Source organism: Daejeonella sp. H1SJ63, assembly GCF_029360775.1.
Classification (GTDB): domain Bacteria; phylum Bacteroidota; class Bacteroidia; order Sphingobacteriales; family Sphingobacteriaceae; genus Daejeonella.
The window spans coordinates 491,212-506,833 of sequence record NZ_JARKMZ010000028.1; the positions used below are offsets into that span (position 1 = coordinate 491,212).

At 38.2% G+C, this 15,622-nt stretch carries 11 protein-coding genes; all 11 read left to right on the forward strand.

The features are described from left to right. Window positions 1-66 precede the first annotated feature (66 nt). The 11 genes from P2W72_RS09930 (at window position 67) to P2W72_RS09980 (ending at window position 15,369) form a co-directional block, all read left to right on the forward strand. Window positions 67-633, forward strand: coding sequence for an RNA polymerase sigma-70 factor (locus tag P2W72_RS09930; RefSeq protein WP_276361624.1), 567 nt, complete (start codon window positions 67-69; stop codon window positions 631-633). Window positions 634-772: 139 nt separating this feature from the next. Further along, entirely contained in the window at window positions 773-1,864 is a 1,092-nt protein-coding gene (locus P2W72_RS09935; RefSeq protein ID WP_276361626.1) for a FecR family protein, read from the forward strand. A 176-nt stretch (window positions 1,865-2,040) separates the two neighbouring features. After that, a complete protein-coding gene (locus P2W72_RS09940; RefSeq protein ID WP_276361628.1) occupies window positions 2,041-5,409 on the forward strand; it encodes a SusC/RagA family TonB-linked outer membrane protein in 3,369 nt (1,122 codons plus the stop codon). 17 nt (window positions 5,410-5,426) lie between these two features. Next, complete coding sequence (locus P2W72_RS09945; protein ID WP_276361631.1) at window positions 5,427-7,028, forward strand: SusD/RagB family nutrient-binding outer membrane lipoprotein; 1,602 nt, start codon at window positions 5,427-5,429, stop codon at window positions 7,026-7,028. A 28-nt stretch (window positions 7,029-7,056) separates the two neighbouring features. Further along, complete coding sequence (locus tag P2W72_RS09950; RefSeq protein WP_276361633.1) at window positions 7,057-8,298, forward strand: aminotransferase class V-fold PLP-dependent enzyme; 1,242 nt, start codon at window positions 7,057-7,059, stop codon at window positions 8,296-8,298. A gap of 37 nt (window positions 8,299-8,335) precedes the next feature. Then, the gene (locus tag P2W72_RS09955) at window positions 8,336-9,598 is read left to right on the forward strand and encodes an amidohydrolase/deacetylase family metallohydrolase (protein WP_276361636.1); all 1,263 of its coding nucleotides are present in this window, start codon (window positions 8,336-8,338) and stop codon (window positions 9,596-9,598) included. A gap of 84 nt (window positions 9,599-9,682) precedes the next feature. Beyond that, window positions 9,683-10,948 (forward strand): amidohydrolase/deacetylase family metallohydrolase, encoded by a 1,266-nt coding sequence (locus P2W72_RS09960; RefSeq protein WP_276361638.1) that lies wholly within the window; start codon window positions 9,683-9,685, stop codon window positions 10,946-10,948. A gap of 58 nt (window positions 10,949-11,006) precedes the next feature. After that, window positions 11,007-12,239, forward strand: coding sequence for an amidohydrolase/deacetylase family metallohydrolase (locus P2W72_RS09965; protein ID WP_276361641.1), 1,233 nt, complete (start codon window positions 11,007-11,009; stop codon window positions 12,237-12,239). Window positions 12,240-12,369: 130 nt separating this feature from the next. Further along, a complete protein-coding gene (gene dctA, locus P2W72_RS09970) occupies window positions 12,370-13,635 on the forward strand; it encodes a C4-dicarboxylate transporter DctA (protein WP_276361643.1) in 1,266 nt (421 codons plus the stop codon). A gap of 123 nt (window positions 13,636-13,758) precedes the next feature. Beyond that, complete coding sequence (locus P2W72_RS09975) at window positions 13,759-14,232, forward strand: RidA family protein (RefSeq protein WP_276361645.1); 474 nt, start codon at window positions 13,759-13,761, stop codon at window positions 14,230-14,232. 159 nt (window positions 14,233-14,391) lie between these two features. Next, window positions 14,392-15,369 (forward strand): RES family NAD+ phosphorylase, encoded by a 978-nt coding sequence (locus tag P2W72_RS09980; protein WP_276361647.1) that lies wholly within the window; start codon window positions 14,392-14,394, stop codon window positions 15,367-15,369. Window positions 15,370-15,622 lie beyond the last annotated feature (253 nt).

Sequence of the window (15,622 nt, forward strand, 5' to 3'; positions counted from 1 at the left end):
GATTAATTATATATTAGGAATCAATGAAATTGCATAATCTATGGGAACTATTTTTATTGTTAAATAATGAATCATAATCATTCGGAGTTTAAATTTTGGAATGCTGATGTGAAAGAATTTGAGTTATTATTCAAATCTCATTATGTAAAACTTACTTTTTACGCTAATAAGTTTTTAAACGATATAGATATTTCTAAGGAAATTGCCTCGGAAGCATTAACTTTTCTTTGGGAGAAGAGAGGATCATTGTCATTTACGACTTCAGTTACAGCTTATCTATATAAAATGGTTCAGAATAAATGCCTGAATTATTTAAAACATCAGCGTATTGAAAATGAATACGTAAGTTACATGATCAGGAATAAACTTCTTGATGAAGTACCTGAACATGAAACCAACCCCTATCATGAAAAGGAACTTGCCGAACAGATCAGAAAGGCAATAGATACACTCCCTGAAAAATGCAAGCTTGTATTTGAGATGAGCCGCTTTGAATATCTGAAGAACAGGGAAATAGCCGAAAAACTCAATATTTCGCAGAATACTGTTGAAAGGCACATCACAATAGCTATTGAAAAGCTTAGAATAAGCCTTGGGTATACAATCAGTATTCTAATTGCTATGGCCCAATAATTTTCCTAAACCATTAATTTTTTATTCCTGAAATGTTAGTATGGAATATACCTTCCTTCGGAAATAATAACAAAATCTTAATAATAATTTAATATGTGTTGGGGGTACAGCAGTAAACAGTTGTCTTTAATTAACAAGCATGAAAGAAATCGACAAAGTTTTAATTACTAAGTATGTAACAAGGCAAGCTAACGAGGAGGAAGTTGCCCTGGCTAAGTATTTAATCAGCACCAGTGAAATTCATGAAGAATTCTATATACAGGTATATGAGTCATGGCAGCAGTCTTTACATTATAAGATAGGCTATATTGATTCGGAGAAGGCGTATACTGAATTTATGCACAAATCGAATACCAGAGATTCAGGCAAAGGCATCATTAAGCAGATGAGCTGGAGAAAGCTCTCGATTGCTGCCGTTTTGCTTGTTTTATGTGCTGTTTCACCTTATTATTTTGATAAAAGGCAGTTTAAAGTTAATTCCACATCAGAAATGGCCTTTTCCGAAATTAAAGTCCCTAAAGGATTTGTAAGGAAGCTTGTGCTGCCTGATGGAACAAAGGTTTCTGTAAATGCAGGGAGTACCCTGAAATATAATATTGACTTTGGTAAAAAAACAAGAACTGTTCATCTGAGCGGTGAAGCCTATTTCGATATTGCAAAAGGCGATGTACCGTTTATTGTTAATACCGATAACTATACAATCAGGGATATTGGTACTGTATTTAATGTTAAAGCCTATTCAGATGACCTCTCTTTTGAAACGATGGTTGTTGAAGGAGAAGTGCAGATCGAGGGGAAATTAACAATAGACTCAGATAAGCCACAGAAAGTTTCGGTCAAAAAACAACAGGTTTTCAAATTGAATTATGCTTCCGGAGAAACTGTTCAGAACCTCTCTGCTAATGATTTTTCAGATATCATTGAGGTTAAGGTTCAGAAACTCACCCCTTCACAGGTAGAAGAGTATGCCGGGTGGACAGAAGATTTACTGGTATTTGAAGGAAAGTCTTTCCATGAAATAATAAAAATTATGGAAAGAAGGTACGATGTAGACATTGTGCTGGAAGACAGTAATCTTAGAAATTATGAATATACAGGAAGCTTTAGAAATATTGATAGTGTAGAGAAAGCATTGAAAATAATGAAAGAAACCACAGATATAGAATATAATAAAAAGGGTAGGGAAATAACCATTCGCCGGATTGATAACTTAAATGATGAAGGACTATGATATAATAACAACGAATAAAAAATAACCGGAAGTGCGCTAACACTCCCGGCCGTTCAGTAGTAGCTAATACCCATTGCTTGGGAAGCCAGTATTAACTAATAACACACAAAACTATGAAAATTCTTTATCAAAATGCAGAATTCGTCTGTCTATTGCGGCGAAAAACCATCCGGGCTATGAAATTAATAGCAATTTTTACTTTAGCAGCAATCTTTCAGCTACGCGCCGAAGTTCATTCTCAATCATTCAATTTTAATGAAACCAATACGACTGTCAGACAGATGTTTAAACAGATCGAAAAGAATAGTAAATATTCAATTTTTTATCGTTTAGATCAGGTTGATCTTGATCAAAAGGTTAATGTGATTACTAATGGTGGAACGATTGAAAATGTTATGAGTCAGGTTTTGCGTAATCAACCATTAACTTTTGAGGTGGTTGATCAGGTTGTGGTTATTAAGCTGATTAATACTTCAATTTCGGATGCCAAAGCTATTGTTAAAGGTTTGGTTGTAGATTCTAAAGGTGAGACTTTGCCCGGAGTTAGTGTAAGAATAAAGGGGACCGCTACAGGTACAACAACAGATATATCGGGAGCTTATAGTCTGAATGCTCCTGATAAAAGTATTTTGGTTTTTACATATATAGGATATGTAACTCAGGAAGTATCAGTAGATGGAAGAACAAATATTAATGTTACCATGCTTGAAAACCGGCAGTCGCTGACTGAAGTTGTGGTGACCGCTTTTGGTGTAACCAAAGCAAAAAGAGGATTAGGTTATGCAGTTCAGGAGGTTCGTGGTCAGGAATTCACTGAGGCCCGAATGAATAATGTTGCAAGTGCTTTAACCGGTAAGATTGCAGGAGTTGATGCTACCCAGGTAAACTCTGGGCCCGGAAGTTCCAGCCGTGTAATTATCAGGGGTAATACCTCATTAAATGGCAATCAGCAGCCTTTATACATAGTTGATGGTATGCCTATTAATAATACAAATCGTGGTGCCGCAACTAATGCTCAGGGTTTGAATGTTGACCGTGGGGATGGTATTTCGAGTATGAATCCTGATGACATAGCGACTATATCAGTTTTGAAGGGTGGTGCTGCAGCTGCTCTGTATGGCAGTCAGGCTGCAAATGGAGTTATACTGATTACAACAAAAAGAGGGTATACTCAAAAAGGAGTTGGTATTGAGCTTAGCTCTGATGCGAATTTCGGAGCTCCCTCTGTTTTCCCAAATTTTCAATATGAATATGGTTCCGGAAATGATGGTGTAAAACCAGCTACTATAGCTGCTGCATTGAGTGCGGGCCGTATATCATTTGGGGCTAAAATGGATGGCTCAAGTGTGATACAGTTCGACGGGGTAATGCGGCCTTATTCTCCTGTTTACGTTAAACAGAATATTTTGAGTTATTATCAAACAAGTCAGAATATATCCAATACAGTAGCTTTCAATGCCGGTAATCAGAATATGCAAATGAGATTATCAGTAAGTGATCTTCGTTCAAAAGATAATCAACCTAATTCTAAATTTTACAGAAAAACTGTCAACCTGAATGTACAGGGTAAGATGGGTAAAAACGATTTTATAAAACTTGAATCTGGTGTTCAGTATAACATTGTCCAGGGTGTAAACAGACCCAATGTTGGTTATGCTGAAAGTGCAGCATGGCCTGTTTACCTGGCAGCAAGTACTGTTGATGTCCGGAACTTCAGAGGGCAGGATCCGAACCGGCCTGGAATTAATGTAGCAACCGGTAATGAACTGTTGTGGAATCCTGTTCTTCAGGCAACCAACCCTTATTTTACGGCTTATCAAATGGGTAACAACGACGATCAGCAGCGTTTGATTGGCAGAGCAAGTGTTCAGGTTAATATTTTGCCAAAACTGTTCATTAAAGGAACTGTTGCCAGAGATTTCAGTTATTATACAGAATCTAATTATGTACCTAAAGGACATGGATTCAGACCTCTTGGCTATTACAATTCTGCGACAGATCAGACTAATAAAACAAATTTCCAGGCTATAGTAAATTATAATACAAAGTTCCTCTCAGATAAGATCGGATTTAATTTAATGGCAGGTGGAAACAGGGATAAAAATTACAGTGAAAGAAATACTGCGAATGGTACCGAATGGGTAGTTCCTAATTTTTATAGTGTTTCAAACCTTGTTAACAGAGAACTGGTAAACATTGGACAGGGAGCAGAAGGTATCAATTCTCTTTTTGGAGAAGCTAATATTGACTATAAAAATGTCCTTTATTTAACTGTAACCGGACGGCAGGACTGGTTTTCAGTATTGAACCCTGGTTTTAATTCTATCTTTTATCCGTCTATAGGAGGAGGATTAATTCTTTCTGATGTAGTTAAACTTCCAAAGCTATTTAATTATGCTAAACTTCGTTCTTCATGGGCGCAGGTTGGAAGTGCTACAGTTGGTGCAGGAAGTATTAACAGGACTTATGCGCTTAATACGGTTAATGCAGATGGTCTTCCTGTTTTAAGTACTCCTAATGAATTGCAAAATCCAAACATCCGGCCTGTAACTGTAACAACGCTGGAAGGTGGATTCGAAGTCCAAATGCTTGATAGCCGCATAGGTTTAGATGTGAACTATTATTCAAGAAGAACGACCAACGATATACTTTCACCGCCAATATCCCAGACAACCGGATATTCTGCCGGAAGACAGAATATGGGACTTATCACCAATAAAGGCTGGGAGATCAGTTTAAATGGTTCTCCGATCAGGAAAGATAATTTCAGCTGGGATATCAATTATAACTTTGGGTATAACCAAAGTAAAATTGTTGAGCTTGCAGAGGGAATCTCTGTATTGTCATTGGGAACCGGAATTGGTGGTACCAACATGATTAATGCAGTTGGCCTGCCATATTCAACCTTAAGGTCATTTGTAATGAAGAGAGATGCAAATGGAGTGTTGGTTTATAATAAAGCAACCGGATATGAAGAAAGGGTTGAACAAGATATGGGTGTTGGAAATCCTCCATATTTGATGGGTATAGGTAATAATTTCAGATACAAAGCTTTTTCATTAACAATTGATATAGATTCTAAATTTGGTGCTGTAGGTTACAGTAACCTGATTCAATATGCGACCAGATTTGGCAGTACTCCATTGACTCTTCCGGGAAGAGAGTCGGGTTTAACTGTTAGTGGAGTTGATGTGACTGGTGCACCCTATACAAAGGTATGGTCTGTTGTAGATCTGGATACGTACTATAATAATTTTGGAAGTGCCTATCCTGGTCAGTTTGTTTACAAAACAGATTTTGTTAAGCTTCGCAGAGCCGTCTTTAAATATAATCTTCCTCCAAATCTTCTGAAATATATAAAGGTTCAGGCGGCTTCCTTAGGTATAACAGGATTGAATCTGGCAACACTTTATCAGGATAAGCGCATTAAAGAAGCTGGTGTTGATCCTGAAATACAGTCAACCGTAGGTAACGCACAGGGAACCCAGGGAGTTGCCGGACCGAGAACCAGAAATATAGGCTTTAATCTGAATGTAAGATTCTAAACATTAAATCTAAGAAGATGAAAATATTATCTATAAGAATGATATATGTGTCGATAGCCATTATCATTTTGTTCGCATTCCAGTCTTGTAATGACAAGGAATTAACGGATATGAATAAAAATCCGAATGTAATTGAATATGCTATACCTGCATATACGTTTACAGCTGCCGTACATAATAGTATCCCTGGTCAGAGCTACAGAGCACTTGGCGGAGGATTGCAATATTTCGCTGTTTACAGAGAGGTAAATGGATCAGGAGATAAATTCTATGATTTTGGAGGTACTGCGGGTAGTTTTGATGTTTATAATAATCAGTGGAACAGGCTTCTGCAGCTTAATGAGCAGATACCCGGCCCTGAAAATGTAAACAAAAGGGCTGCAATTGAGATTTTAAGAATATTAGCTATTCATCAGGTAACTGATGTGATTGGCGACATGCCTTATACCGAGGCCATGAAGGGTTTGGCTAATCTTAAACCTAAATATGATACCCAGAAAAGTATCTACACAGCAATGTTAAACGAACTTGATATTGCTCTGAAATCTATGGATTTGACTAAACCAAATGTATTTGGCAATGCAGATCCATATTTTAAAGGTGACATAAGCAAGTGGAAAAAATTCGGTTACACACTGATGATGCGTTTAGGAATGCGTTTGTCGGACGTGGAGCCTGCTACAGCCAAAACATGGGTTGAAAAAGCAGTTGCCGGAGGTGTTATGAGCGCTAATACTGATATTGCTTATCGTAAATTTGCAAATATTACAGGTCAGACTAATCCAAGGGTGGATGGGCTAATTGCCGGTGATTTCGTCACTCCGGGAGGAGATAATGTGTTTGGAGGTAAATGGTCAGCAAAGTTTATCGATCATTTGAAAAATACGCAGGATCCTCGTTTACCTATTGTATCAGTAGTTTGGGTGCCTTCAGGCAATACCTATGTTGCAGATAATACCGTTGCAAAGCAGCGTGGAATGATAAATGGAAGTCTGAATACTAAACCGACAGATTTTGATACCTACTCTGAACCATCATTGCTTTATTTGGATCGTGGTTCACCAATTATTACAATGGGGCCTGCAGAAGCATATCTTCTTCTGGCAGAAGCAGCATTAAGAGGTTGGAATGTTGGTACAACTGCAAAGGCGGCTTATGAGAATGGTGTTCGTGCTGCAATGGCTCAATGGGCATTATGGCCAACTGTGGCCCCTCATTCCGGGGTTATTTCTGCTACTGCAGTAGATACCTATTTAACGAACAATCCATATTTAACAGGCGGAACATTTGAACAACAGCTTGAGCAGATTTCAACTCAGAAATGGGTATCTATGTTAGGGGATGATTTTGAAATTTTTTCAAATTGGCGCCGTACTAAATATCCTGTATTCAATTACAAAAACTGGAGGCTGCCTAATGGAACTCTTTCTTATTATCCCGGAAACGTAACCGGTGGAAAGATGTGGAGAAGATTCTCAATACCTAATGCAGAGAAGACCTTGAATTCTGTTAACTACTTTGAAGCGATTAAAAGACAAAACTTCACAGAAGACCAGATAGACTTGTTGCAGGGCAGAATGTGGTGGGACGTTGGTCCGGGAACAGGTCAGGTAAATTGATATAACTTTTTAAATTAATTTTCATACTATGAAACGTAGAGATCTTATTAAATACCTGTCAGTAGCACCTTTGGCAGGCACTGTGATTGGTTCGGGTGTGCCTTTTCGGGCAGAGGCTGCTACATCAGCTGTAAAACCTAAGCGCGATCTGATTAATGAGCTGGGAATCAGAAGGTTTATTAATGCTTCCGGGCCATATACAGCGATATCAGCATCCCTGATGCATGATGAAGTGCTGGATGCAATTAACAGTTCTTCCAAAGGATTTGTAATGTATGGAGAAGTTCAGGACAAGGTAGGGGCAAAAATTGCAGAAATTTGTCATTCTGAAGCTGCTATGGTAACTGCAGGTTGTTCTTCGGCATTATTATTGGGTACAGCCGCTGCACTTACCGGAATGGATCGCAATAAAGTGGCACAATTGCCCAATGTAGATGATTTTGATAAAAACGAAGTAATAGTTCAGAAAAGTCATAACTATGGCTATATCCATGTTCTGAATAATACCGGAATTAAGAAGGTGTTAGTTGAAACTTCTGAGGAGCTGGAAAAAGCGATTAGTAGTAAAACTGCGCTGATGTATTTTTTGAATGATCATACACCTGATGGTAAAATTAAACATCAGGAGTGGCTGGCAGTTGCAAAAAAGAATAATATTCCCACAATTATTGATATAGCTGCAGACGTTCCTCCGGTAGAAAACCTTTGGAAGTTCAATGATATGGGCTTTGATATGGTATGCGTGTCGGGAGGAAAGGCAATAAGGGGTCCACAAAGTACCGGTATTCTTATGGGAAGAAAGGATCTTATTGCTGCAGCCCGCTTGAGTGCACCTCCGGATAATAAAAATATCGGACGTGGAATGAAAGTGAATAAGGAAGAGATTTTCGGACTTTATGCGGCTTTGGAAAGATATGTAAACCAGGATCATGATAAGGAGTGGAAGATGTGGGAAAGCCAGATTGCTGTGATAGATAATGCTGTGAAAAAAGTTAAAGGAGTTTCAACAGAAGTGGTTATTCCCCCAATTCATAACCGTACACCCAATCTTAGTATTTTTTGGGATTCGGCCGCAATTAAATTGACTACTAAGCAGATTACAGAAAAGTTGCGTGAGGGTAATCCTTCTATCGAAGTAGGAATTCGCAGTGCTTCTGTTCCAAGTCAGAGTGGTGCACTCAATATTACAGTATGGATGCTTCAGCCCGGAGAAGAGAAAATTGTTGCTAAACGCATCCAGGAAGAACTTTTTAAGGCATCTGTCAGCTGATTTAGTTATTGTATAGAGCTTACCTGAAACCGAAAATATGAGAATAATATCCTTAAGTGTAGTTTTCGGGTTCGCTCTGCTTACTTCTGTTGCTCTGGCACAGCCCCATACCATTCTGATAAAGGGGGGACATGTAATTGATGCAAAAAATAACATCAATGAAGTAATGGATATTGCAATTTACGAAGGTAAAATTGCAAAGGTTGCAAAGAACATTCAATCTTCTTCGGGAATGCAGATTGTGAATGCAAAGGGACTTTATGTTACTCCCGGCCTGATTGATCTGCATACCCATGTTTTTGCGGGTACAGAAAATGGCTCATATAGTAATGGCAGTGCTGCTCTATCTCCCGATGGATTTACTTTTCGCTCCGGTGTAACAACTGTAGTTGATGCAGGTGGGGCAGGTTGGAAGTCTTTTGACACTTTTAAGAGAAATATCATCGATAAGTCGCAGACCAGGGTATTGTCTTTCCTGAATATTGTTGGAATGGGAATGCGCGGGGGGGCTTACGAAATGGATCTTGGTGATATGGATCCCCAAAAAACAGCAGAAAAGGCATTGGCTAATAAGGAATATGTTGTAGGGTTTAAACATGCTCATTTTCTTAGGGCAGACTGGGTACCTATTCAAAGAATTGTAGAAGCAGGAACTATTGCCAATATGCCTGTTATGATAGACCTGGGCGGTAATGAATTGCCCGGAGGAAAAGTACTTCTTGATGATCTTTTTTTCAAGCTGCTACGTCCCGGTGATATCTATACTCACACTTTTACTGAAATAGCCAGAAGAGATCCTGTAGTGGATCCGCAGACCAGGCAATTAAAATCTTATATAATCCCTGCTCAGCAGAAAGGGATTTTGTTTGATGTTGGCTTTGGAGGCTCCAGCTTTAATTTCAATCAGGCCAGACCGGCTATTAAGGCCGGATTTCTGCCAAATACAATGGGCTCTGATCTTCATATTGGTAGTATGAATGGTGGTATGAAGGACCAGCTAAATGTACTTTCTGTTTTCCTTTCGATGGGAATGGATATTCAGGGCGTCATAGCACGCAGTACATGGGCTCCTGCAAAGGCCATTAAACGGGAAGATCTCGGGCATTTGTCGGAAGGGTCTGTTGCGGATATTGCTATTTTAAATTTGCGCGAGGGACAATTTGGGTTTAAAGATGTCGCAAATAACAGGCAGGAAGGTAAATATAAATTCGAATGCGAAATGACAATAAAGGGAGGAAAGATTGTATATGAATTGAATGCAATTTCTGATCCCATTTTAATTAATTCAAACAGTAAATAGAATTGAATTCAGGATAATACAGTTTTATTATTTGGCTGTTGAATTCACAAACAAGTTATTTTTTAATTTTTAACAACTAAACCTATGCGAAAAATTTCAATGTTTTTTCTCTCTGTACTATGTCTCCTGGTTTCTTTTACTCAGGCACAGGTTTCAGCTCCGATTTATAGTATAATCCTCAAGGGGGGGCACGTGATTGATGCCAAAAATAATATCAACGAAATCATGGATGTTGCCATACAGGACGGCAAAATAGCAAAGGTAGGAAAGGATATTAATCCTGCTCTTGGAAAGCAAATTGTCAATGTAAAAGGAATGTATGTCACTCCCGGTCTGATTGATATACATACTCATGTTTTTTATGGTACTGAGCCTAATCATGCATATAGTAATGGAAGCAATTCCGTAATGCCCGATGGTTATACTTTTCGTGCAGGAGTTACAACAGTTGTGGATTGTGGCGGGGCCGGCTGGAAGTCATTCCCATTATTGAAGAAGAATGTAATTGACAGGTCGCAAACAAGGGTTTTGTCATTTCTGAATATTGTTGGCGAAGGTATGAGAGGACGGGATGACTTTGAACAGGATATCAGTGATATGGATCCTAAAATGGCAGCTAAAACTGCTCTTGAAAATAAAGACTATGTTGTAGGATTTAAGCATGCACATTTTGCTAAGCCCGACTGGACACCTATTAGAAAAGTTGTGGAGGCAGGTACCCTTGCTAATATGCCTGTTATCATTGATTTGGGCGGAAGTGAAGTGCCTGGTGGTAAAGTATTACTTGATGATTTATTTTTCAAGTTATTACGTCCCGGAGATATCTATACCCACACTTTCACAGATATAGCCAGAAGAGATCAGATAGTAGATCCTGTAACCAAACAGTTAAAGCCTTATATCTTTCCTGCTCAAAAAAGAGGAATTGTATTTGACGTTGGATTTGGTGCAGCTGCTTTCGACTTCAGTCAGGCTGTTCCGGCCATTAAGGCCGGATTTTATCCTAATACTATCAGCACAGATCTTCATACCGGCAGCATGAACAGCGCTATGAAAAATATGCTGAATGTCTTATCTACTTTTCTTGCACTCGGTATGGATGTTCCTGATCTGATTGCCCGTAGTACATGGGCACCTGCCCAGGTTATTAAGCGTGAAGAACTTGGTAATCTGTCTGTAGGTTCAGTGGCTGATATAGCTGTTTTAGGTATACGTGAAGGTAAATTTAGCTTTAGGGATGTTGCAAATAAGAGACAGGAAGGAACAAAGAGATTCGAGTGTGAAATGACTGTAAGAGGAGGGAAGATTGTGTACGATTTGAATGCGATAGCCGGGAATGTTGCTAATTAAAGTTAGAACTAAACCGAAATACCTAAACCTCAGATTTTAATAATTAAATAATTAAGTTATGAAGAAAATATTTTTCCTGTTTATTTATATAGGAATATTGACAGGATTTGCTCAGGCTCAAACCAGGTATGAGATCCTTATCAAAGGCGGACATGTTGTGGATGCCAAGAATAACATTAATGAATTAATGGATGTAGCCATTCAGGATGGTAAGATAGCTGCAGTTGCAAAAGATATTAATCCTGATCTGGCTAAACAGGTTGTAGATGCAGGAGGAATGTATGTCTCTCCCGGATTCATTGATTTGCATAGCCATGTTTTTGCCGGAACTCAGCTTAACCGTGCTTTAAGTAATGGTGATTTATCTGTCGCACCTGATGGGTTCACTTTCAGATCAGGAGTAACCACGGTAGTTGACTGTGGTGATGCCGGATGGAAATCTTTTCCAACATTTAAAAGAAACATTATCGATAAATCAAAAACAAGGGTATTGACTTTTTTAAATATTGTAGGTGAGGGAATGAGAGGTCGTGCTGATTATGAGCAGAATATCAACGATATGGACTCTAAAATGGCAGCAAATACCGCACTTGAATATAAAGAGCATATCGTTGGATTTAAACTGGCACACTTCAATACATTTTCTTGGGTTCCGGTTCAGCGTGTTGTAGAAGCCGGCAAACTGGCTAATGTGCCTGTAATTATAGATTTGGGTTATCCTCTTCCACTTGAAGAGCTATTTTTCAAGTATTTGCGTCCCGGTGATATTTACACCCATGTTTTTACTCAGGCTGCCAGAAGAGAACCTGTTATAGATGCAAAATCAAAGCAATTAAGATCATTTATAATTCCCGCTCAAAAGAGAGGAATTTTATTTGATGTTGGCTTTGGTGGGGGTAGTTTCAATTTTAATCAGGCAATACCAGCTATTAAGGCAGGATTTATTCCAAATACAATCAGTACTGATCTTCATACCGGCAGTATGAACGCAGGTATGAAAGATCAGATCAATGTAATGTCAACCTTTCTCGCGATGGGCATGGATATTCCGGGAGTAATTTCACGCAGTACATGGGCACCCGCAAAGGCTATCAAGCGGGAGGAATTAGGCAATCTTTCGGTTGGTGCAATTGCCGATCTTGCTGTTGTGTCTGTTCGCTCAGGTAATTTCGGTTTCAGAGATGCTGACGGTAACAGGATTGGAGGTAATCAGAGATTAGAATGTGAAATGACAATCAAGGATGGAAAGATAGTTTATGAATTTAACTCAATCACCAGAACAAATCCATGATATTCTGAATACATCTTGTTTTTCTTTGACTTTGCCGGGTTAATTTATTTAACTGAATATTTAAATATGAATGTTACCGGTAAATGTCTGAGTTGATATAAATGGCAAACATTAATTCCTTATTTACTTTATGAAACGCGTAGTATCACATCTTTCCTTTCAGGTATTGGTTGCCATTGTCATTGGTGTCCTTGTTGGTTTGAACTCTCCCGGTTTTGCTCCAACGGCAAAATTGATTAGTCAAACCTTTATAAATATGATAAGCATGCTCATAGCACCAATTGTGTTTTTCACTATTGTGCTTGGGATAGCCCAAATGGGCGACATGAAAAAGGTCGGAAGAGTTGGAGGAAAAGCGCTCATCTATTTTGAACTGGTAACTACACTAGCCATTATTATTGGATTAATGGTTGCCAATATATTTCAGCCGGGAAAGGGTTTTGATCTTTCTTCAGTCAGTATTGATGGTTCTAAAGTGAAAACCTACCAGGATAGTGCAAATAACATTAATTGGGGCGAATTTTTATCCCACATTGTTTCCAAGAATATTTTCGACTCTTTCGCCAGAGGGGATGTCCTTCAGATATTATTTTTTGCAGTACTTTTTGGCTTCGGTTTGAGCAGAATGGGATCTTCGGGAACGGCTCTTATCAATACTTTTGAGAAATTGTCGAAAGTGTTTTTTAATATCATGAAAATGGTCATGACCCTTGCTCCCTTCGGTGCGTTTGGAGGGATGGCATACACGATAGGAACTTATGGACTCGAAACCCTTTACCCATTAGGGAAACTGATGATTGCGGTATATATAACCATGGCATTATTCATTTTCGGTGTTCTGAATTTGATTTGCTATTTGTATAAATTCAGCCTGTGGCAGTATCTTAAATTTATCCGTCAGGAAATAGTTATTGTTCTCGGGACATCATCTTCTGAATCTGTACTTCCCAGTATGATGCTGAAAATGGAAAGGCTGGGCTGTTCAAAATCAGTTGTCGGACTGGTTATTCCCACAGGTTATTCATTCAATCAGGACGGTACATCAATTTACCTTTCCATGGCTGTGATTTTTTTATCTCAGGTGTTTAATGTTAATCTTTCTTTGGGGCAGCAGATTACAGTAATTGGGGTTTTAATGATTACTTCCAAAGGTGTTGCAGGTGTGACAGGTACGGGATTTATTGTACTGGCATCTTCATTAGCGGCTTTAAAGATTCTGCCTGTAGAAAGTATTGCAATTCTGTTAGGTGTGGATAGATTTATGTCTGAAGCACGGTCTATCACAAATATGATCGGTAACGGAATAGCTGCAATAGTGATAGCCAAAAGTGAAAATGAGTTTGATCAGCAAGAGTATAATAGAAATATAAAGCCAGAAATGGCTGATTTGCTATAGCAGTTGCCTTGTAGTTTTTGATCCGGTCAGGCTTAGGATTGAAGCTTATGCAAGTGTTTGAAACAATAGAGGGTATTAACTGTATCCAAACCACTAAATATTAAGATAATAAAATATATAATCATGAATAAATTAACTCCAGACGAAAATTTTGCTTTAACCGGTTTAAGCCTTCCTCCAACGCCCCAGCCCATTGGTGTTTATATTACATTCCTCACTGTCGGACAAATGCTATATGTTTCTGGTCATGGCCCGATTCAAAATGATGGAACTTTAACCAAAGGGAAAGTAGGGGTAGACCTGGATATAGATGAGGGTAAGTTAGCTGCTCAGCAAGTGGGACTTAATATACTGGCAACCATAAAAGCAAACATGGGAACTTTTAATAAGATTAAACGGGTGGTTAAAACGCTGGGCATGGTTAACTGCACTCCTGAGTTTGAAAAGCATCCATATGTTATAAATGGCTGCAGCGAACTCTTTGCAAAGGTTTGGGGAACTGAAAATGGAATTGGAGTACGAAGCGCTGTGGGCTTCATCTCTTTGCCAAACAATAAACCTGTTGAGATTGAGGTAATTTTTGAATTAGAGTCATAAGGACGCACTCAGATTTTACAATTTTTTCTTTACATAAAATCTCTTGATTAAGGATCATTTATATATTAAAATCTACCATTCAAAATCTGATATTGTATTATTTTTTTTTGAATTCTTTGTTTAATAAATGAATATTGATATTGTTTGCAAATATATTTTATGCATCCGGTCAGTAAACATCAACTATTTGGGAAAGCGAAACATCACTATCAGGATGTTAAAGATCTGATAAGATATTGTTCTCTGGATCAGCCTTATGATAGAAGTGAGGTAATTTGGCTGTATGGTCAGAAGAGAAAATTAGTTGATTTATTCAGAGCATATAATATTCCTGAAATTTACCATGCCGAGATTGCTGCCAGCATGGTGTGCAAGAGCTGTGGTAATCATGATTTTGATTTAAACTCCTATGTTGGAACTGAAGAGGAGAAGTATAACCAGATTCATGTTAAACTGGTTGAAGCTGATAGAAAGTTCAAAAAGAAAATTATAGATCTGCAGGAATACATCAAAGTTTATCCTTCATTGGTATTAGATAATCCTTTGGCGAGAAAAATTCAAAAAGAAATTGAGAGTGGCACTTTGCCTAAATGTGATTTGAAAGACTTTGATTGTTTTAGAAGCCGGATCGTAGGAGACGCCAAGGTCTTTAAGAGTGTTGATCTTGGAGCTCCGGATATTGGGATAGCGAGGATTGGAAGGTATAACCATCCGGGTCAGAGTGTTTTTTATGTATCTGAAAGCAGAGATTGCTCGGTTGCTGAGATTCTGGATGATTATCATCAGCCGGCTTTAATCTGGATTCAAAAATACCATATTGATGGTTTGTCCAATATTCTGGATCTTAAAATTGATTGGGGAGGCTATTTGGATTTTGATAGTATCTTATTCACTGCCTTACTTAATAATAATGTTTTGGAAAGAAGAATGTCAAAAGACAATTCAACATGGAAGCCTGGATATTTGCTGACTAATTTCATAGCAGACTGTGCTAAAAAAGCCAATTATAATGGTATCAGATACAATTCCAGTAAGTTTAAGGACTCCAATATTGTTCTGTTTGATCCTAAACATAAAGCGATTCAGGCTATTGATAAACCTGATGTTTTTATCCATGATCCAATTCCTCCTTTGTAACAGAACAATTATAAATTTAGATAGTCGTCGATTTAACTCCTGTTTTTACCTGATTCCCCGTAGGGCCTTTTTATATAGGAAGGGTTGGTTTTTTCTGCTTATATAATCCGGGTCTTTTAATAATGTAACAATATACTACCTGCGAATATATATCCGGTCAATATTAGCGATTTGGTAGTAAATTAGGATGAGAATACAATTCACAAAACGAAAAATTAATATTAAAGCCTATGAATTAAAAAAATAAAAATGA

Coding starts and splice junctions, on each gene's coding strand:
- P2W72_RS09955 (WP_276361636.1), top strand. CDS start 8,336: ATGAGAATAATATCCTTAAGTGTAGTTTTCGGGTTCGCTCTGCTTACT.
- P2W72_RS09940 (WP_276361628.1), top strand. CDS start 2,041: ATGAAATTAATAGCAATTTTTACTTTAGCAGCAATCTTTCAGCTACGC.
- dctA (WP_276361643.1), top strand. CDS start 12,370: ATGAAACGCGTAGTATCACATCTTTCCTTTCAGGTATTGGTTGCCATT.
- P2W72_RS09935 (WP_276361626.1), top strand. CDS start 773: ATGAAAGAAATCGACAAAGTTTTAATTACTAAGTATGTAACAAGGCAA.
- P2W72_RS09930 (WP_276361624.1), top strand. CDS start 67: ATGAATCATAATCATTCGGAGTTTAAATTTTGGAATGCTGATGTGAAA.
- P2W72_RS09965 (WP_276361641.1), top strand. CDS start 11,007: ATGAAGAAAATATTTTTCCTGTTTATTTATATAGGAATATTGACAGGA.
- P2W72_RS09945 (WP_276361631.1), top strand. CDS start 5,427: ATGAAAATATTATCTATAAGAATGATATATGTGTCGATAGCCATTATC.
- P2W72_RS09960 (WP_276361638.1), top strand. CDS start 9,683: ATGCGAAAAATTTCAATGTTTTTTCTCTCTGTACTATGTCTCCTGGTT.
- P2W72_RS09980 (WP_276361647.1), top strand. CDS start 14,392: ATGCATCCGGTCAGTAAACATCAACTATTTGGGAAAGCGAAACATCAC.
- P2W72_RS09975 (WP_276361645.1), top strand. CDS start 13,759: ATGAATAAATTAACTCCAGACGAAAATTTTGCTTTAACCGGTTTAAGC.
- P2W72_RS09950 (WP_276361633.1), top strand. CDS start 7,057: ATGAAACGTAGAGATCTTATTAAATACCTGTCAGTAGCACCTTTGGCA.